Origin of the sequence: Spongiibacter sp. IMCC21906 (genome assembly GCF_001010805.1) — a bacterium.
In the GTDB taxonomy this organism is placed as follows: Bacteria; Pseudomonadota; Gammaproteobacteria; order Pseudomonadales; family Spongiibacteraceae; genus Spongiibacter.
In genome coordinates, this window is sequence record NZ_CP011477.1 from 547,503 (window position 1) to 565,653 (window position 18,151).

The window sequence follows — 18,151 nt, forward strand, 5'->3', positions numbered from 1 at the left end:
AACAAGAATTGAAAGGAACTGAAAATGATTGTTAGAACTTTAGCGGAATGTGAAAACTCAGAGCGCAGCGTAGAAGGCGGCAACTGGAAAAGTGTTCGTATGTTGCTTAAAGATGACAAGATGGGCTTTTCTTTTAATATCACAACAATTCGCGCTGGTACAGAAACACTGATTCACTACCAAAACCATTTAGAGTCAGTGTATTGCATGTCAGGTAATGGCGAAATAGAAACCATTGCCGATGGCAAAGTTTACAAAATTGAAGCGGGTACACTCTACAACCTAGATCAGAACGACAAGCATTTCCTGCGTGGTGGTACTGAAGACATGATGATGGTTTGTGTTTTTAATCCACCACTGAGCGGTAGAGAAGTACATGACGAAAATGGCGTTTACCCAGTAGACGACGCGAGTTAAAGCAGGATTGACTCATTCACTTTGAATCAGCCAATCAATGGAGATTAACATGACACATAGTGTCGAAAAAATCGGTGGAACATCCATGAGTGACTATACCGCTGTGCGGGATAACGTCATTCTTGGTGGTAGTCATTCTGAAGACCCCTACGGCCGCATCTTTGTGGTATCTGCTTACGGTGGAGTGACAAACTTATTGCTGGAAAATAAAAGCAATGGTCACCCTGGTGTGTATGCCCTGTTTGCCGAAGAAGACGATGGTGCGTTGTGGCGGGATGCCTTAAAAGATGTAGATAAATATCTGCGGGAAATTAACCGCGCTCTGTTCGGCAAGGAAGATGAATTAAAAGAAGCCAACGAATTTATCGACGGTCGCTTGAAGGAAGCCGAGCGCTGCATGGATAATCTGCACAAGCTTTGCCAGCATGGTCACTTTGGCCTGGAAGATCATCTTCTTACTGTACGTGAAATGCTGGCCAGTATTGGCGAGGTACATAGCGCGTGGAATACTGCAAAACTGCTTAAGCGCGATGGTATCAACGCTCGCTTTGTTGACTTGTCTGGCTGGCGAATGGAAGTCGCGGTACCATTAGATGAGCATATCGCGCAAGAGCTTGCCGGTATTAATTTAGAGCGCGAGTTGCCTATCGTAACGGGTTATGCCTACTGCAAAGAAGGCTTGATGGCCACATTTGATCGCGGTTATAGCGAAATGACCTTTAGTCGGATGGCGGTTATCAGCCGCGCTGCCGAGGCGGTTATTCATAAGGAATATCATCTTAGTAGTGCTGACCCTCGTTTAGTGGGTGCCGACAAAGTGGTGCCGATTGGTCGTACTAATTATGACGTTGCCGATCAATTAGCTAATCTTGGTATGGAAGCGATTCATCCTCGTGCGGCAAAAGGCCTCCGTCAGGACGATATTCCTCTGCGTGTGAAAAATACGTTTGAACCTGAGCACAGCGGTACCTTGATTACCTGTGGCTATACCAGCGAAAGTCCTTGTGTGGAAATTATTGCTGGTCGCAAGCAGGTTTATGCCTTAGAGGTATTTGATCAGGATATGGTGGGGAGTCTTTGGCAGTATGAGCAGAAGGTGCTCAATCACATTCAGCGCTTTAAAGGCACGGTGATTACCAAAGATATTAATGCCAACACCATTACTCATTACCTGGGTGCTAGTCTGAAAACAGTTAAGCGCATTGTTAAAGCGGTAAGTGAAGACTTTCCTAGCGCGGAAGTCAGCACTCGTAAAGTGGCGATTGTCTCTGCTATTGGTAGTGATATGAAGGTGCCCGGTATGCTGGCCAAAACGGTGTCTGCTCTCGCCTCTGCCGATATCAGTATTTTGGCTATGCATCAATCCATGCGCCAAGTCGATATGCAGTTTGTTATCAATGAAGATGACTACGAGCAAGCTGTGGCAAATCTGCACCGTTGTCTGGTCGAGGTCCATGACCATGGTGACGCAATATGCGCCGCATAGGCGCAATACTGCTGCTAATTGTAATTTCGCCCCTGACACTGGCTGCTTCTGCATCTGACAATAAAAGTCAGGCGCCGACGCAGCAGCAAGTGGATGGGGCGATTGACCAACTCGACGAGCCGCTCTACTCTCCTTTTATCGAACGTTATATGCTGGACGAAGTCCGACAGCTGCGTATTGATATGGAGCGAAAGCATCGTGAGCTTGCCGAGCAAATTGTCGATCGCGAGTTATCAGCCGCCGATAAAGCCCTGAGCTATTCCAATACCACCGTTACTTATTTCTTCTATTTGATTGCTGCCGTCAGTTCTGCGCTGGTACTCATTGGTTGGAATTCGCTTCGGGAAGTAAAAGAAAAAGTGCAAAACATCGCCCACGAGCAGGTGGCCGAACTGATTGAGAAATACGAAGATCGCTTGCGTAAAGTAGAGAGCCAACTACAGCAAGAGACCGAGCTTATTGAAGTTAACCGCACCCAGATCAGTCTTACCCAAGAAGTACATTCCCTGTGGCTGAAAGCCAGTCAGGAAAGTTCGATTGCGGGCAAAATTGCTATCTACGATCAAATTATTGCTCTGCGCCCCGCAGATGTAGAGGCCTTTACCTTTAAGGCCGATGCGGTATTAGAGCAAGGTGAAGCCCAATGGGCCATAAACCTTTGCCACCAGGCGCTGGCAAGAGAAGAAAGCAATGCCCACGCGTTTTATCAGCTCGCCTGCGCCCATAGCAGTTTGGGACAAATTGATGAAGGTGCGCGTTATTTTGCCAAAGCTGTGGAGCAGTCAGAGGCGTACCGAGAAGAGCTGGATAGAGACGAAGCCTTGGCTGGCCTTAAAGACAGCAAGCTTTTGCAAGAGCTGTTAGATGCCGCTATCGTGGAGCAAACCTAGTCCCCATTCATCGACAATAAACCAAAGAGATACCGACAATGATGATCACCGCCTGGAGTTTTTTTGCCTTTTTGCTGATCTTTGTCGGTATTGGTTTGTCCTCCGTATTTGCCAATAAACACCATAGTAGCGACTACTACCTCGCCAGCAATTCGGTTAAACCTTGGTTGGTGGGACTTTCTGCGGTTGCCACTAATAACAGTGGTTATATGTTTATTGGTGTTATTGGTTACACCTATACGGTTGGCCTCTCGGCATTTTGGATGATGGTGGGCTGGATTGCCGGTGATTTTATCGCCTCGAGTTTTGTTCACCGACGCTTGCGTCGCATGACCAGTGATACCGGTGAGGTCAGTTATATTGGCGTGTTGAGCAACTGGGGCGGCAACAAGCGTATTGCCTATCAGCGCATGGCAGCGATTGTGTCTCTCACTTTGTTGCTGGCTTATGCCGGTGCACAGCTACTCGCGGGTAGTAAAGCACTGGAAGTGTTGTTTGGCTGGCCTAGCTGGATGGGTGCGGTAGCAGGCGCATTTCTGGTTGCGTTGTATTGTTTAGCAGGCGGCATACGTGCATCTATCTGGACCGACGCTGCCCAGTCCATTGTGATGATTAGTGCTATGGCAATATTGCTGTGGGTAGCGGTAGCCAACTTGGGTGGCATGGGTGCCACAGTCGATCAGCTTCAAGCGGTGCCCGATTACATGAACTGGTTCCCCGAAGATCTGGCGTTTCCCGGATTGTTTGGCGCGGTTTTATTTGCGGTGGGTTGGTTATTTGCGGGTATGTCAGTAGTGGGACAACCCCACGTGATGGTGCGGTTTATGACCTTGTCCGACGGCGACAGCATGGGTCGGGCACGGTTTTGGTATTACACTTGGTTTACCGCGTTTTATATTATGGCGACCAGCGTGGGTTTGTTATCAAAGCTCTATTTGCCAGATATTGGTAGTTTTGACGCGGAGTTGGCGTTGCCGACCATGGCCCAAGAGCTGTTGCCGCCGGTAATGGTAGGTTTGATTCTGGCAGGTATTTTTGCAGCGACGCTTTCAACCGCAGATTCCTTAATTCTTAGTTCTTCAGCGGCATTTACTCACGACCTTCTACCTCAGAATGTTGAGCGGCCTTTGCTGATAAAATTGGCAACCTTGTTTGTGACCTTGTTTGCGTTGGCGTGGGCTTTGCTGAGTGCGCAAAGTGTATTTGCCATGGTCGTTATGGCGTGGTCGGGTTTGGCCAGCTTCTTTGTGCCGCTATTGGTCGTGCTGATTTTTGGTGGTCGTCCCGGCACTATACTAAGTTTGGCAATGGCGTTTACCGGACTATTAACGGCCCTGTTGTGGCGCTATTTTGATCTGCATAATATGATTTATGAAGGCTTGCCAGGTATGGTCTCGGGTGTGCTTTGCTATTTGTTTTTTCGGGGTATTGGCAGAGTGCCAGCGGTGGCAGAGAAAATTTAATAGCGGCTGAAAAGAGCAACAAAAGTAAATATATTGCTCTTTTCTACTGAGATCTAAATAGCTTAAAGCAGGGTGGATTCTTGTCTGTTATTCACATAAAACGCGGCCACCAAAGAAAAATTCATAAACGCCGCGCAGGTTGTTAAATAATCTGTCAGCCAATATGACACTTTCTCTTGGTATGCCGCTGGGTTTTGCAAGCCAGTAAAATCACACCGTACGAGATGTGGTGAATCCTGATTTTTGTCAGCATCGCTTACCACAATATTCAATTGTGAATGCTCTTTATTCCATTCAAATAATAGAAATAGTGAATCATCTTGAATGTTAACTGGTAATAGCTCGGCGGCTTTTTCTACGCACTGTCCTAACGCTGCTTTAATACTTTGATCGGTATCGCCTAAACATTGACTTACATGCTGATGCTGTTGGCTACCCGTGTTGCTTTGAATTGTATTTTCTTGCCAGTGTAAATGCATATCGTACCTTGTCAGGACTGTCGACGGATAAAATCGGCGTTATTGTAAACCCACAACGTGGTTACCGCAGCGTTTTCGCCGATAAAAGACGTGGGCTTAGTCGCGTTAAGATATTGAGTCTTGTTCTGGAATATTTATTTTTGTGCAATGTGAGGCTTTGTTGTTTGCCAGTGATCAATACGCACGCAGGCAGAGGCAAACAGCGAGCCGGTGATGTTGAGCCAAATGCTAAAAATAGCACCGGGCAAGGCTGCGCCAACACCGAAAAACTTGAGTGCCAATGCGGTGGCCAGTCCGGAGTTTTGCATGCCAACTTCTATCGCTATGGTTCTGCATACAAGCTTATTAAAGCCAAGTAGGTAGGCTGACACATAGCCCAAAAGCAGGCCAGATAGATTATGTAGCAAGGTCGCCAGAAATACCCAAGCGGCAATGTCGTTAAAGCGTTGGGCATTGAGGGCTACAACAATGGCAATAATAAGCACAATAACCAGTACCGAGATAGCGGGTAATGCAGCTTCGATTCGCTTTACGCCACGGTCCCAGAAGATACTGATAAACACGCCCAGAGCGACTGGTAATAAAATTATTTTAAATAAACTTATTAGTATATCCAGTGCGGGAACGGCTACCTCTGAGCCAAGTAGCCATACCATTAGCAGCGGCGTCATGGCGACACTGGCTAAGGTCGACATGGCGGTCATTGAGACCGACAGCGCTACATTTCCCTTTGCCACTAGAGTCATTACATTTGAGGCTGTGCCGCCGGCAACGCTGCCGACCAATACCAGTCCGGCGGTGAGTTCGGTATCCAGTTGGCAGAGTCGCGCAATGAGCAGAGCCATTATCGGCATTACGCTAAATTGCAGCAGAATGCCGGTAGCAAAAGCGGCCTTGTATTGGCGCAGCTCGATAAAGTCTTTAGGCTTGAGTGTCAGTCCCATGCCTAGCATTACCAGCATCAAGAGCGGCACAATCAGTGTTTGCAAGCTGGCAAAGACAGCGGGAAAGAGTTTGGCAGATATTGCCGCTGTGATTACCCAGATTGGGAAACATTTTACAATCATGACAAGTTGGCTGCTCTGCTGAGATATATTTCTTATTTGTTGATGTTTAAAAGCTTGTTGCTTCTTGTATGTCAACTCGGCTTGTAAGCGAAGTTGCATCTTTGGCTCTCATCGCGTCACAAACTGTTTTGTTGCCACGGCCTTGTTATTCATAGGTCATAGCATAGATGAATGCCTGTGGTTGAAGGATAAGCTCGTAATGCTCTATAGCTAAAATAGCCACGTTAATTCAACTTTGAGGCCAAGTTTTGATCTTTATGGAAGTCAAAATAAATGGTGTGTTTTTCGACCGTTCCAGTCCGAAGGGACGGTAGTGATTATTTGTGCCCAATACTTATTGGGAGGCTCTCTTTTCCTGCAATTCTTTTTTCAGCTCTTCTGAAATAGACCGAATTTCAGGAAGGAATGACTGCATCATTTCTTGTGATAATTTTATAGAATCTCCAATGACGGCAGGCATTTTGTTTACCATAGAGCGGCCTGATTCAGATTTATAGAAACGTAACATATCTTGGATTTCTTTCTCAGTATAATGCTTTAGATAAATATCAATCATGGGGCCTTTCATCTTTTCCCAGCTCATATGTTCTTTCATGGAGTCGAAGATGTTCTTCATATAAGAATCAAATAGTTGTTGCTCCGAAGGCTTGATGCCAAATTGGTCTCCCATGTTTGCTAGCATTTGGTCCATCTGATCGTACATGCTATCAATCATTGAATCTGCTTGGGTGGCGCGCAGAAGTTCTTCCACGCTTTCTCGTTTGCTTTCTTGCGCGACTGATGCTGTTGAAATTAAAAATCCAAGAACGAGCAGCATTATTTTTTTCATTATTCTTCCTTGGTCCAGTTTATTTACCTAAAGGCTAAAGCTTAGTGCAGCGCAATTTCAGCGTCTTGCTCTAAGGCTGTATACAATTTCCACAAAATTTCTTATAGGTATTTTGAGTCTAGAATTATAAATCCTCGTCAGCTTCCCGTATGCGCTCTTGCCGTTCTTGTTCCTCTTGCATCACCGCTTGGATTTCTTCCAGTACGGCATCAACATCGGCGCTGACGTTAGCATCTTCAAAAATACCAGTGAGCCTGGAGTTGGGTGTTAAATTACCTTCTTCAAACAAGGCCCACATTTCTTTAGCGTATTCTGTATGCAATAAAGCGGGAGCGAATTCGCCATAATAGCGGCGCATATTATTAACATCCCGGGCAAACATTTCTTGGGCATTGTTATTAGCGGAGGCATTTACCGCTTGTGGCAAGTCGATAACCACGGGACCATAATCATCAACCAGCACGTTAAATTCAGATAAGTCGCCGTGTACCACTCCCGCACAGAGCATGAGCATAATGTAATGCATCATCAGCGCGTGATCTTCAAGCGCTTGTTGTTCAGACATGGTGACATCACCGAGCCGGGGTGCAACATCTCCCTCATCGTCAGTGACCAACTCCATTAATAATACGCCATCAACACAGCCGAAGGTTTCCGGGACCCGAACCCCCGCATTCGCTAATCGCGATAGCGCATCGATTTCGGCATTCTGCCAAATTTCTTCCTGCTGCTGGCGGCCATAATTAGAGCGTTTTTCCATGGCTCGTGCTTGGCGAGCATTGCGAACTTTGCGGCCTTCTTGGTATTGCGCGGCTTTTTTAAAACTGCGTTTAATTGCATCTTTATACACTTTGGCGCAGCGGATATGGTCACCGCAGCGAACAATGAAAATATCGGCTTCTTTGCCACTCATAAGGCGGCTGATAACTTCATCGATTAAACCGTCATCGACAAGGGGCTGTAGGCGTTTAGGGATCTTCACGGGTTCTCTGCTATCGGCATTCCATTTGGATTATATCGAGAATGCACTGTGCGTGTTTGTGAATGTGGATCAAGACAATGTGAACTGTCAGAGGCTAATGGCAGCTATATTACAGGTTCGGAGCGATAAATGGCGCATTTTGAAATAGATAAGACCCTGTATTTTTATGAGAACAATAAAAAGGCGACCCGAAGGCCGCCTTGGTAAGAGGTCATGACGTTTATTTGATAAACAGCATCTCGCGGTATTTAGGTAATGGCCAAACCTCGTCTGACACCTCCCCTTCCAGCGCGTCGGCGTGTTCCCGTACGTCATCCATCAGGGCACGCACGTCATAGGCGAGGTACTGCATATGCTCGTTAGTGTCAGCGAAGTCGTGCTTGTTCAGTGCCGCTTCCAGCTTGGTCGTGACGTCCATCATGCTCTCTAGTAAACCGGCGATTTTTTGGGCGCTGGTATTGCTGATGCTGACGCCAATTTCTTTGAGTGACAGGCTGGTTTCGCTAATGTCAGATAAATAGCCCATGGCAGCGGGATAGATTATTGTTTTAGCCATGTCAGTGATCAATTTGGCCTCCACTTCTATCGACAATATATATTGCTCAGAATACACCTCGTAGCGGCTTTGAAGCTCTACGGGGGTGAATACACCGGCGTCTGAAAATAGCTTGATGACTTCTTCGCTGCACAGTTCTGGCAGCGCATCGGCGGTGGTTGGCAGGTTTTTCAGGCCGCGTTCTTCTACGGCCGACTTATGCCATTCTGATGAGTAACCGTCGCCACCAAAAACCACATTGCCGTGAAGTTCCATCAATTCTTTTAGCACGGTAATAACAGCAGCGGTTTTGCTTTCGCTGCTGGCCAGTGCTGTTTCCAGTGCGTCGGCCACCCAGTTGAGCGAGTCGGCGAGCATGGTGTTCATGGCAACAAGTGGGCCGTGTACCGAGGCGGATGACCCCACTGCACGGAACTCAAAACGGTTGCCGGTAAAAGCAAAGGGCGAAGTGCGGTTGCGATCACCTGGATCTCGTTCAAATTTTAGGATTTGTGATAATCCTAAATCCATATAGCCCCCTTTTTCGGAGGCTTCGAGTTTGCCGGTTTTAATGTCGTTAAAGAGCCGTTCCAGTTGGTCGCCAAGGTAGACAGACAAAATTGCTGGCGGGGCTTCGTTGGCACCCAAGCGATGGTCGTTTGATGCTGAGGCGATAACCGCCCTGAGCAGCGGGCCAAAAAGGTGCACCCCTCGAATTACTGCACCACAAAAGAGCAGAAAATTCAGGTTCTCGTTGGGAGTGCTGCCGGGATCTAGCAGGTTGCCTTGAGTGCTGTTGCCCACGGACCAGTTCACGTGTTTTCCTGAGCCGTTCACGCCTTTAAAGGGCTTTTCGTGCAGTAGGCAGACAAAGCCATGCTCTTTGGCGGTGCTTTTTAACAGTGTCATTAATTGCTGTTGATGATCTGCGGCAACGTTGGCTGCCTCAAAATAGGGCGCAATTTCGAACTGTCCTGGCGCAACTTCGTTGTGATGGGTTTTGGCGGGAATCCCCAGCTTGTAGAGCTTGTCTTCCAAATCTTGCATATACAGCTGGACTCTAGCCGGAATTGCGCCAAAGTAATGATCGTCAAATTCTTGCCCTTTAGGTGATGGCGCGCCAATCAAACTGCGGCCAGTCAGCAGCAAATCGGGTCTGGCATTGGCGAATGCCGTGTCGATCAAAAAATATTCCTGCTCGGCACCGCAGCTGGAATTTAGGGGCGCAATATCGTCTTCGCCCATTAAGGCCAGCACGCGCTGCCCGGCTTTGTTCATGGCAGCGTTGGAACGTAGCAATGGAATTTTCTTATCCAGTGCTTCTCCTGTCCACGACATAAACACGCTGGGGATCATCAGCGTAGCGCCGTTGGCGGTATGCATGATGTAGGCAGGGCTAGTGGGATCCCAGGCGGTGTAGCCTCTGGCGGCGTTGGTCATCCGCAGGCTGCCATTAGGGAAGGAGGAACCGTCAGGCTCGCCCTTAATCAGCAGACTACCGGTGAATTCGGTAATGGCTGCGCCGTCGGGATTGGTGATAATAAAGCCGTCGTGCTTCTCGGCGGTGGCATTGGTCATGGGGTAAAAAATATGGGAGAAAAACTTGGCGCCTTTGGCCATTGCCCATTCTTTCATGGCAGCCGCGACCACATCAGCGGTGGCGGGGTCTAAAGCCGCTCCCGTTTGCACCGTGTTTTTCATTGCCTTGAAGGCATTTTTTGATAAGGCCTCTTCCATGGAGGCGAGGTTAAACACGTCACTGGCCCAGATTTTATTCAGCGGCTGCGTCATGGTCAGCGGCATAGGCTCGCGTTGGTTGATCGTTGATATAGCGGCAGCTCGGCCGGGATTGACACTCATAAGGCGCTCCTGAAGTCGGATAATCGATAAGGTAAATAGTGACTAGAGAGGTCGATGGCGGAGGGCAAAAGTGCAGCGAGGCCGGTGGTCAGCGATTTTTCCCATGAAGGGTCTCTTATCGAGGTTTTATGCCAGCAATTTTCGGTCCAAAACGTTTGGTTTGCGCTGAGATTTAGTATTTTCGCCCATTTTATTTATGGGAGGGGCGGCGTTTGTACTGTGGGTGTGGCGTTTTAGGGTTCGCGAGCAGTGGCAAAAGGAACTTGAGCATGTCGGTTTTAGACCAAGTGGGTAGGCAGCTGCTCCGGAGTGGTGAGTCACTATTGTTATTCTATACTGGAGCAGTGTGTTACACGGGAAGGCAAGGAGTCGGTTATGAAAACCATGTTTAAGTTAATGAGTGTCGCCGCGCTGTGTAGCTTGGTGGCTTGCGCGTCGGGTAATGCCAAGCTCAGTTTTGAAGAACAGCTTGCCAAACGGGAGTACCGCCAAGGCGAAGAGGTTAAAGAGGTGCATAACTATCGGATTAATGGTTGGAATTATCTGGATGAAAAACATGTGATTTTTAATGCCGGTCCCGGTAGAGATTATTTGCTTGCCCTCAAAATTCGCTGCATCGATTTGAGATCGGCGGATACCCTGGGGTTTACCTCAACAAATACTCGTTTGAGCCGTTTTGACAAAGTCGTGGTAGCCACAGAAACCGGTGACCGCAGCTGCCCCATTGATAAAATCTACGAGCTGGACAAAATTGAATAAGAATGTCGGCTGTGTGGCTGGATTCCGGTGCGGTGGTTTGCTGGATACCGGCTCCGAGGCCGGTGTATAACGACATAGGTGGATCGCTCCTCCCTATGTCATCCCGGACGCGTTGAGCGATCCGGGATCCAGTTGCTCGATGTTCACGGCAAGCACGGCGTATGTATCACGCTCGGTGGTTTACTGGATACCGGCTCAAGGCCGGTATGACGGTATAAAGGTGTTGCCCATCTCTATGTCATCCCGGACGCGTTTAGCGATCCGGGATCCAGTTGCTCGATGTTCACGGCAAGCACGGAGTATGTATTACGCTCGGTGGTTTACTGGATACCGGCTCAGGGCCGGTATGACGACATAGGTGCATCGTTCCTCCCTATGTCATCCCGGACGCGTTAGCGATCCGGGATCCAGTTCCTCGATGTTTACGGCAAGCACGGAGTATGTATCACGCTCGGTGCGTTTGCTGGATACCGGCTAGGAGTCTGGTATGACGACACAAAGGTATCGCGGCTACAGCGCAGTAGCATAATCCGGGTCGCCAACGAGGCTGTGGCGCTATAAGCTGGCTTTGTCTTTTTAGTGTGTATGTCTACGCCAATGTCTAATTCTGTTCAAGACTATCAGCGGGTTGCCGACGCCATCGGTTTTCTCGTTAACCATCGTCAGCAGCAACCTTCGCTAGCGGAATTGGCGAGCCATTGTGGTTTGAGTCCTCAGCATTTTCAGCGATTGTTTAGTCGCTGGGCGGGCATCAGTCCGAAGCGTTTTTTGCAGCTATTAACAGTGGAGCGCGCCAAGCAGTTGCTTGATGACCATCATGTTTTGGGGCTATCGGATGAGCTGGGTTTAAGCAGCGGTTCTCGGTTATACGACCACTTTGTACAGCTTGAGGCAGCAAGCCCCGGCGAGTTCAAGTCGGGTGGGCTGGGTTTGACTATTGAGTACGCAGTACAGGTCAGCCCCTTTGGCGAGGTATTTATTGCTCGTAGCCCTCGGGGTATTTGTAGTCTGCAATTTTTAGATGCTGGCGGAGAGGCTGCGGCCTTGCAGGCGCTGGCGACCCAATGGCCCAAAGCGCTTATTTACCATAATCCAACAATAGGGGCTGATGATGTGGCGGCGATTTTTGCCTCTGGAGTGGCTGCGGGGAAACCTATCTCGTTACATGTTCGCGGCACCAATTTTCAGGTGAGTGTGTGGCGGGCGCTGCTGCGTATTCCACCCTCTCATTTTGCCAGTTACGGGCAAATTGCCACGGCGCTGGATAAGCCTCGAGCTTCGAGAGCGGTAGGTACGGCAGTGGGTGCAAACCCGATAGCAATGCTCATTCCCTGCCACCGGGTGATCCAGCAAAGCGGCGCTTTGGGCGGCTACCGCTGGGGCTTAAACAGAAAGCAAGCTATCCATGTCTGGGAAGCAGCTAGAGGAGATGGCGAGCGCTCACTCTCTGCTTAATGCCAGTGGTTGCTCGTGGCAGCAGACAAATTGCTCGCTGTTAGTTTGAAAATCCCAGCGTTGGATATGGCATTGGTGGTGGTCGTTTTGCAGTCGATGCTCTATCACATTGACGGAATTGGCTTGCTGGTCGCGTAGCCGCCATGACAGAGCGGTTCCTGCCTGGGCAGTCCAGCCGTAACGCTCTGCACCGCTCAGTTTATGCACATAGGGTAAATGAATATGCCCTGCTAGCAGCAAGTCCAATCCGGCATCGACCCAGGTGCTGACGGCTTTTTCGTGGCCGTGCACCAAGTTGTCGATATCCTTCTCTTCTACGGCTCTTACTGGGTGATGGAAGGTGACCACTTTAAGCTGGTTTGCTGATGCGGCGGAGAGACGGTTGCTTATGTATTGAATTTGTTTGCTACTCAGTTCGCCGTCGATATGGCGCTTGGGGCGACTGGAGTTAACGCCCAGCAGTAGCAGTTGGTCAGTTTCATATTCGGGGGCTAAATTGCGATTAATGGCACGGCGATAATTGGCGTAGGGCCACAGGCTGCGGGCAACAAGGTTAAAAAGTGGAATATCATGATTGCCCGGTACGGCCAATACGGGTGCGGGTAATGCCTTAATAAAGTCACTGGCAGCGGCAAATTGGCTGCGCCTGGCCCGCTGGGTAATATCGCCACTGAGCACAATAATGTCGGGTTGTAGCTTTTTTGCCAGCGTCAGCAGGGCTTGCTCAACCTCGACTAAGACCGTGCCAAAATGGGTGTCTGAAATGTGGAGAATGCGGGTCATGCCGTTTGTCCTGTTACGGGTTTGGCGGGGACTAAAAGGGGTAATGCCGGTTTGGCGACCTTAAACACTAACGGGCTACGCATCCAGATAATCTCACCATCAGTTGCTACCTTTACCCGCTTTCGCCGCCGCCCCAGGCTGACGTTCATCTGCTTGAGAGCAAAGCTATCAATATGCTCGGCCTCACCCAAGCGGCTCACTAAACCTCTTAATAACAGACCGTACAAAGATAGCCGGTGGCGGGGTTTGGCAAAGATGGCAATCAGTTTACCCTGTTCTACTTTTTCGGCCTCTTCAATGCCGATTTGAGACAGTTGCAAGGCGTTGTTGTTGACCAAAATCGAGACGCTACGCAGCTCGCCCTGGGTGTTGTCACTATTAAAGCTAAGATGAAAACGTCGATGGGCACGTGCCAGTGTCGCTATGGCTGAAACCAAAGCCACTAAACGGCTGCGGCCGTAGCGTTGTTTGTAGGCTTCTCTGTCTTCCAATAACTTGGGGTAAAGTCCCAGGCTGGCGTTCACTAAAAATACCCGGTCGTTGATCAAGCCGATTTGCACCGGTTTAACCTCTGCGTGGAGCAAGGCGTCTATTGCCTGCTCAGGATCTTCGGGAATGCCCACATTGCGGGCAAAATAATTAAAGGTGCCACCGGGAATGACCCCCATTTTCAAACCGGTTCCCAGCACGGCTTGGCAAACCGCATTGATGGTGCCATCGCCGCCCACTGCTACCACCGTGCCCTTTACTGGGATAGCACGTGTTACGGCGTCTTTGGCTGCGAGGCTGATATCTCGATTTTGGCTGGGTGAAAAAAACTCGGCGGACTGATTGTTCTCCGCCAGTTTTGCGGTCAACCACTGTCGAATTTGTTGACCCTGGCCGGTGCCAGAAGCCTGATTAAGCACCACAAAAAAGTTAGATGGCTCCGGCGTGGAGTGCGACTCGGTTGAGGTTGAGGTTGAGGTACTCATTTTTTGCCATCCATATTGAGGCCTTCTGTGTTGTTGGGGCGTTTCTGCTGTCTACTGACAAAGTCCAAGGCTAAGACAAACCACCGTCTAAGCTGGACTGTCAGTCTGGCATTGGGTTCCAACCCCGAGTGGATTTAACAGAGTATTCGCCTGTATGACGTTAAGCCGATACACTTTGTGGCTGAATTGATGTTGGGAGCTATATGCAATGAATGTTACCGAGGCGGTGAAAGCACGCCGTTCCATTCGTGGATTTAAACCGGACCCTGTTTCTGATGACAAACTGCGAGAAATTCTTGAGGTGGCACGGTTTGCACCGTCTAATTGTAATACCCAGCCTTGGCACTTAACCGTTGTATCGGGTGAGGCGCGTCACAAACTGCAGGAAGCTATTTTCGCCGAAATTAACGCGGGTAAAGCCCCTAATCCGGCGTTTACCCCCGGCGATCAAGGCCTTGCAGATGTGTATAAAGACCGGCAATTTCAATGTGCCATGGATTACTACCGGGTGATGGGTATAGAGCGCCATGAGCGGGACAAACGCACGGCGTTGGTGATGAAAAACTGGGAGTTTTTTGATGCCCCCCATGTGGGTTTTATCTCTATGCCGCTGGACTTTGGGCCCGCCAATGCAGTGGATGTGGGGATTTATCTGCAAACCCTGATGTTGATTCTGGTTGAAAAGGGTTTGGCGAGTGTGCCCCAAGGTGCGCTGGCCCTTTACCCAGATCCCGTTAAGGCAATGGGTGGGGTGCCAGAGGGGAGTGGCATTCTTTGCGGCTTATCTTTCGGTTACGAAGATAAGGGCGAGCGTATTAACGATGTCATTATGGACCGAGCACCGTTAGAAGAGACCGTTACGCTGATTAGTTAGGTAGCGTCTGCATAAGCTGTTCATGCCTCAGCGGCGGCGTCTTTGGGGTGTACTGGCAAAGGCGCCGCGAACGACTGCATGGATGCAGGAGGTAGAACAAGACCAGGAGCCGTTGCCGTTATCCTTAATGAGTGCGGCAACGACGTCCAGTACGACCCCAAGGGCGCCCTCTTCGGAGATTTGCCTTAAGCTTGGGCCACAGTCATGTCATAAAAGGTGAGTTTGTACGAGCCGCGCTGGGCGATAGCCATTAGGGCGCTTCCATAAATCAGTTTCAGCTGCGAGGATGGTGCGTATGTGGATAGAAACGCGTTGCGAACTTCATTTTGATATTGCCGTCCCTTCTCCATTTATGCTGATGCTGCGCCCTCGCAGTGGTAAGCAACAATGGATTGCGCGGGAGGAGTATCATCTTTCGCCTATGGTGCCAGTAGAAGAGTTTACGGATCTCTACGGCAACCTTTGCCAGCGGCTTGTGGCCCCAGTGGGGGATTTTAGAATTGAAACCACAGCGCGGGTATTTGTGGCAGACAAAATGGACCGAAGCCCTGGGGCGCCTTTTATAGAAGTTCAGAACCTTCCCGATGCGGTGTTGATTTACCTGCTACCCAGTCGTTTTTGTGAAACAGAAAGCTTTAATGACATGGCTGGACAAATTACCGCCGGGCATTGGTTGGGCTATGATCAAGTAGCGGCCATTGAAAATTGGCTGCGAGATAATATTCATTTTTCGCCTGGTAGCAGCACGGTGCCGGTGTCCGCAGAAGAGGTAAACCAACGGGGCTTTGGGGTGTGCCGAGACTTGGCCCATTTGGGCATTTCCCTGTGTCGCAGCTTGAGTATTCCCGCACGCATGGTGGTAGGTTGCCTGGACGGTCTCGAGCCCATGGACCTGCACGCATGGTTCGAAGCTTATGTGGGCGGACGCTGGTATACCTTTGATGCTACTCAGCAGCAATTGCGGGGCGGTTATATTGCCTATGGCTATGGCAGAGATGCCGCTGATGTGGCAATTTATACCCAGTTTGGGCCACCGGTACTGCCCCGTTACCAACATCTTTCTGTGCAGCGCCAACCCTAAACAGTACGCCTTCCTTCCCTATTTATTTCTGAGATTGAAACATGTTTGAGTGGATAGCCAGTCCTGAAGCGTGGGTTGCCCTGGGCACCTTGATCGCTCTTGAAATTGTGTTGGGTATCGACAACATTATTTTTATTTCCATTTTGGTGTCTCGCCTTCCCGAGCCCCAGCGCCAAAAGGCCCGCCAAATTGGCTTGGGCTTGGCTATGCTGGCGCGGCTGGGCTTGTTGTTCAGTCTCGCCTGGGTGATGGGTCTGGTTGATCCCCTGTTTACGATATTGGGTCAGGCCATTTCGGGTAGAGATATTATTCTGATCATTGGCGGACTGTTTTTGCTGGCCAAATCGACTCATGAAATTCACGGCAGTTTAGAGGTGGATGGCGATGAGCACAGTGGTGGTAAAAAAGTAGCGAGCTTTACCTCGATACTGGTGCAAATTGCCTTATTGGATATCGTCTTTTCCTTGGATTCGGTCATTACTGCGGTGGGTCTGGTAGATCATTTACCGGTGATGGTCATTGCCATTGTTATCTCGGTTGGGGTAATGCTCTTTGCGGCAAAGCCCATCGGTGATTTTGTGGACGCCAATCCGACCATTAAAATTCTCGCACTATCGTTTTTGTTGATGATTGGTTTGACACTAATGGCAGAAGGCTTTGATGTGCATGTGCCCAAAGGCTACATCTACTTTGCGATGGCGTTTTCCTTTGGGGTGGAATTGCTCAATATGCGCGGGCGTAAAAAAAGGGCCTCAGCGGCCCTGTCTTTGCAGAAGAAAATAGTGGATACCTCTGAGCATCCTTAGCTCGGCACTTTCTAGGTGTTTTTAAGCGCCTTTAACTTCTGGGTCAGTGTCGATGGCTTTGAGCAGGTAATAGCTCATCACAATGATCCAGACAAAGAAATCTATGACGGGTACCCAGAAAGTGATCAAGCCGTTCCACGCGAAGGGGCCCGTCTTGAAGAAGAAAATAATACAGGCCGGAACAAACAGACTGGCTACCGCAATATTGTAAAATCCCAACCACTGGGGAAATACTGGTGTCGGGCTTTTATCTGAGATAATTGCCATGCCAATACTCACAACCTGAGCCAAAAATGGTGCCAAGGTTGTGGTGAATAACAACCAGCCCATGTCATTAATCAGGTAGGTGACGTCAATTGGGCGGTCAGGGCGAAACGTTCCCAATAACCAAATGAACGAAGCGAAATAAATAATCATCACTCCCGCAGTACCCGTTGCTAACTGTGTCCACGCATATAGTGGTCTTGAGCCTTCAATTCGCTTCAGTTGTAGCGATATCATTGATACCCAGGGAAATAGCAGCGTTACGCTGATTACCGTGAGGATCAGCCCAAATTGGATTCTCCAAGTGTTGGTTTGATACTGGTTGGCAATTTCTGATGCTGTTGATGTGGGCAAGGGTGGGGGAAAGAACCCGGCAGTGGGCCACCAGCCTATACCATAGAGAACACAGAAGATGAGTCCGCAGTAAACTGCTATTTTTTGATGGTTCATAATGTCCGTCCAGTGAGGGTTGAGGATGTATTATTGATTTTTATTTATTGTGTTAAATATCAATAATACTCTCAAAAGTTGCCGGGCTTCATCTTTTAATGTCTATATATCTTAAAAAAATCTACGTTTTTTCTGTTGATTGAAAAAAATAAGGGGCTGGGTGGGTGAGGCATTGGCTAGAATAGCTTGCTGTTATTTTGCCTAAATGACAGCAATATCCCCAAAAAACGGCTAAAGTTGTCGTTGCAAACTTCTAATATCAATAATCAAATGAGGATGTTTTATGATTGGTTATACCACCGTGGGCACCGTAGATATGGCCCGGTCCGAGGCATTTTATAATCAACTGTTTGAGGCGATGGGTTACAAGCAGTTGATGAAAATGGATCGTCTGATTGCCTGGGGCGATGGCGCAGGTCCCATGTTTTGTGTGTGTACCCCCTACGATGGTGAAGAGATGCACAGTGGCAATGGCACAATGATCGCGTTGGCGGCGACCAGCCGAGATCAGGTCCACGAGCTATATGCTTTGGCTCGCGAACTGGGCGCCAGCGATGAGGGCGAGCCCGGGATGCGCATGGAGCCGTTTTACTGTGGTTATGTGCGAGACCTGGACGGCAATAAGCTCAATTTTTACTGTACCCAGTGAGCCAGAATTAAGCTCGCTAAAGCCGGTGTCTTAGCTTGCACTGGCTTT

General features: G+C 49.1%; 18 protein-coding genes. 10 read left to right on the plus strand and 8 right to left on the minus strand.

Annotation, left to right across the window (positions count from 1 at the left end; all coding sequences use genetic code 11):
• The first annotated feature begins 24 nt into the window (after nucleotides 1-24).
• From IMCC21906_RS02475 to IMCC21906_RS02490, 4 genes are read left to right on the plus strand one after another with little or no spacing between them, the layout of a single operon-like run.
• Nucleotides 25-417: an ectoine synthase gene (locus IMCC21906_RS02475; RefSeq protein WP_047010841.1), complete on the plus strand. Its 393-nt coding sequence runs from the start codon at nucleotides 25-27 to the stop codon at nucleotides 415-417.
• 49 nt (nucleotides 418-466) lie between these two features.
• Nucleotides 467-1,903: an aspartate kinase gene (locus tag IMCC21906_RS02480; RefSeq protein ID WP_047010842.1), complete on the plus strand. Its 1,437-nt coding sequence runs from the start codon at nucleotides 467-469 to the stop codon at nucleotides 1,901-1,903.
• On the plus strand, nucleotides 1,891-2,793 hold the full coding sequence (locus IMCC21906_RS02485; RefSeq protein ID WP_047010843.1) for a hypothetical protein: 903 nt from the start codon (nucleotides 1,891-1,893) through the stop codon (nucleotides 2,791-2,793). The genes IMCC21906_RS02480 and IMCC21906_RS02485 overlap by 13 nt, the downstream gene beginning before the upstream one ends.
• 41 nt (nucleotides 2,794-2,834) lie before the next feature.
• On the plus strand, nucleotides 2,835-4,256 hold the full coding sequence (locus tag IMCC21906_RS02490) for a sodium/proline symporter (protein WP_047013073.1): 1,422 nt from the start codon (nucleotides 2,835-2,837) through the stop codon (nucleotides 4,254-4,256).
• A gap of 62 nt (nucleotides 4,257-4,318) precedes the next feature.
• Here IMCC21906_RS02490 and IMCC21906_RS02495 read toward each other — a convergent pair whose 3' ends face one another.
• From IMCC21906_RS02495 to IMCC21906_RS02515, 5 genes are all read right to left on the minus strand, one after another.
• A complete protein-coding gene (locus IMCC21906_RS02495; protein WP_047010844.1) occupies nucleotides 4,319-4,735 on the minus strand; it encodes a hypothetical protein in 417 nt (138 codons plus the stop codon).
• Between the two features lie 134 nt (nucleotides 4,736-4,869).
• Nucleotides 4,870-5,802, minus strand: coding sequence for a bile acid:sodium symporter family protein (locus tag IMCC21906_RS02500; RefSeq protein WP_047013074.1), 933 nt, complete (start codon nucleotides 5,800-5,802; stop codon nucleotides 4,870-4,872).
• A gap of 334 nt (nucleotides 5,803-6,136) precedes the next feature.
• On the minus strand, nucleotides 6,137-6,631 hold the full coding sequence (locus IMCC21906_RS02505; protein WP_047010845.1) for a DUF2059 domain-containing protein: 495 nt from the start codon (nucleotides 6,629-6,631) through the stop codon (nucleotides 6,137-6,139).
• Nucleotides 6,632-6,755: 124 nt separating this feature from the next.
• The gene (locus tag IMCC21906_RS02510; protein WP_047010846.1) at nucleotides 6,756-7,613 is read right to left on the minus strand and encodes a PA4780 family RIO1-like protein kinase; all 858 of its coding nucleotides are present in this window, start codon (nucleotides 7,611-7,613) and stop codon (nucleotides 6,756-6,758) included.
• Between the two features lie 220 nt (nucleotides 7,614-7,833).
• Complete coding sequence (locus IMCC21906_RS02515) at nucleotides 7,834-10,008, minus strand: glutamine synthetase III (protein WP_047010847.1); 2,175 nt, start codon at nucleotides 10,006-10,008, stop codon at nucleotides 7,834-7,836.
• A 375-nt stretch (nucleotides 10,009-10,383) separates the two neighbouring features.
• Between IMCC21906_RS02515 and IMCC21906_RS02525 the strand changes: the two genes are divergently transcribed.
• Both IMCC21906_RS02525 and IMCC21906_RS02530 read left to right on the plus strand, forming a co-directional pair.
• Nucleotides 10,384-10,767: a DUF6491 family protein gene (locus IMCC21906_RS02525; protein ID WP_047010849.1), complete on the plus strand. Its 384-nt coding sequence runs from the start codon at nucleotides 10,384-10,386 to the stop codon at nucleotides 10,765-10,767.
• A gap of 597 nt (nucleotides 10,768-11,364) precedes the next feature.
• Nucleotides 11,365-12,222 carry a methylated-DNA--[protein]-cysteine S-methyltransferase gene (locus tag IMCC21906_RS02530; protein ID WP_047013075.1) on the plus strand — a complete coding sequence of 286 codons (858 nt, stop codon included), beginning with the start codon at nucleotides 11,365-11,367 and terminating at the stop codon, nucleotides 12,220-12,222.
• On the opposite strand, the gene IMCC21906_RS02535 is transcribed toward IMCC21906_RS02530, so the two are convergent.
• Together IMCC21906_RS02535 and IMCC21906_RS02540 are read right to left on the minus strand one after the other, a co-directional pair.
• The gene (locus IMCC21906_RS02535; RefSeq protein WP_047010850.1) at nucleotides 12,208-13,005 is read right to left on the minus strand and encodes a metallophosphoesterase; all 798 of its coding nucleotides are present in this window, start codon (nucleotides 13,003-13,005) and stop codon (nucleotides 12,208-12,210) included. The two genes, IMCC21906_RS02530 and IMCC21906_RS02535, sit on opposite strands and share 15 nt — an antisense overlap.
• Nucleotides 13,002-13,979, minus strand: coding sequence for a diacylglycerol kinase family protein (locus IMCC21906_RS02540; RefSeq protein ID WP_047010851.1), 978 nt, complete (start codon nucleotides 13,977-13,979; stop codon nucleotides 13,002-13,004). Before IMCC21906_RS02540 ends, IMCC21906_RS02535 begins: the two co-directional genes overlap by 4 nt.
• Before the next feature lie 208 nt (nucleotides 13,980-14,187).
• Here IMCC21906_RS02540 and IMCC21906_RS02545 point away from each other — a divergent pair, with 208 nt between their 5' ends.
• The 3 genes from IMCC21906_RS02545 to IMCC21906_RS02555 all read left to right on the plus strand — a co-directional run bounded on the left by IMCC21906_RS02545 (nucleotide 14,188) and on the right by IMCC21906_RS02555 (nucleotide 16,740).
• Nucleotides 14,188-14,853, plus strand: coding sequence for a nitroreductase (locus tag IMCC21906_RS02545; RefSeq protein ID WP_047010852.1), 666 nt, complete (start codon nucleotides 14,188-14,190; stop codon nucleotides 14,851-14,853).
• A 295-nt stretch (nucleotides 14,854-15,148) separates the two neighbouring features.
• On the plus strand, nucleotides 15,149-15,934 hold the full coding sequence (locus IMCC21906_RS02550; RefSeq protein WP_047010853.1) for a transglutaminase family protein: 786 nt from the start codon (nucleotides 15,149-15,151) through the stop codon (nucleotides 15,932-15,934).
• Between the two features lie 41 nt (nucleotides 15,935-15,975).
• Complete coding sequence (locus IMCC21906_RS02555) at nucleotides 15,976-16,740, plus strand: TerC family protein (protein WP_047010854.1); 765 nt, start codon at nucleotides 15,976-15,978, stop codon at nucleotides 16,738-16,740.
• Between the two features lie 21 nt (nucleotides 16,741-16,761).
• On the opposite strand, the gene IMCC21906_RS16780 is transcribed toward IMCC21906_RS02555, so the two are convergent.
• Nucleotides 16,762-17,454, minus strand: a complete 693-nt coding sequence (locus tag IMCC21906_RS16780; protein WP_156165970.1) for a hypothetical protein — start codon at nucleotides 17,452-17,454, stop codon at nucleotides 16,762-16,764.
• Nucleotides 17,455-17,737: 283 nt separating this feature from the next.
• Here IMCC21906_RS16780 and IMCC21906_RS02565 point away from each other — a divergent pair, with 283 nt between their 5' ends.
• On the plus strand, nucleotides 17,738-18,103 hold the full coding sequence (locus IMCC21906_RS02565; protein WP_047010856.1) for a VOC family protein: 366 nt from the start codon (nucleotides 17,738-17,740) through the stop codon (nucleotides 18,101-18,103).
• Nucleotides 18,104-18,151: the final 48 nt, after the last annotated feature.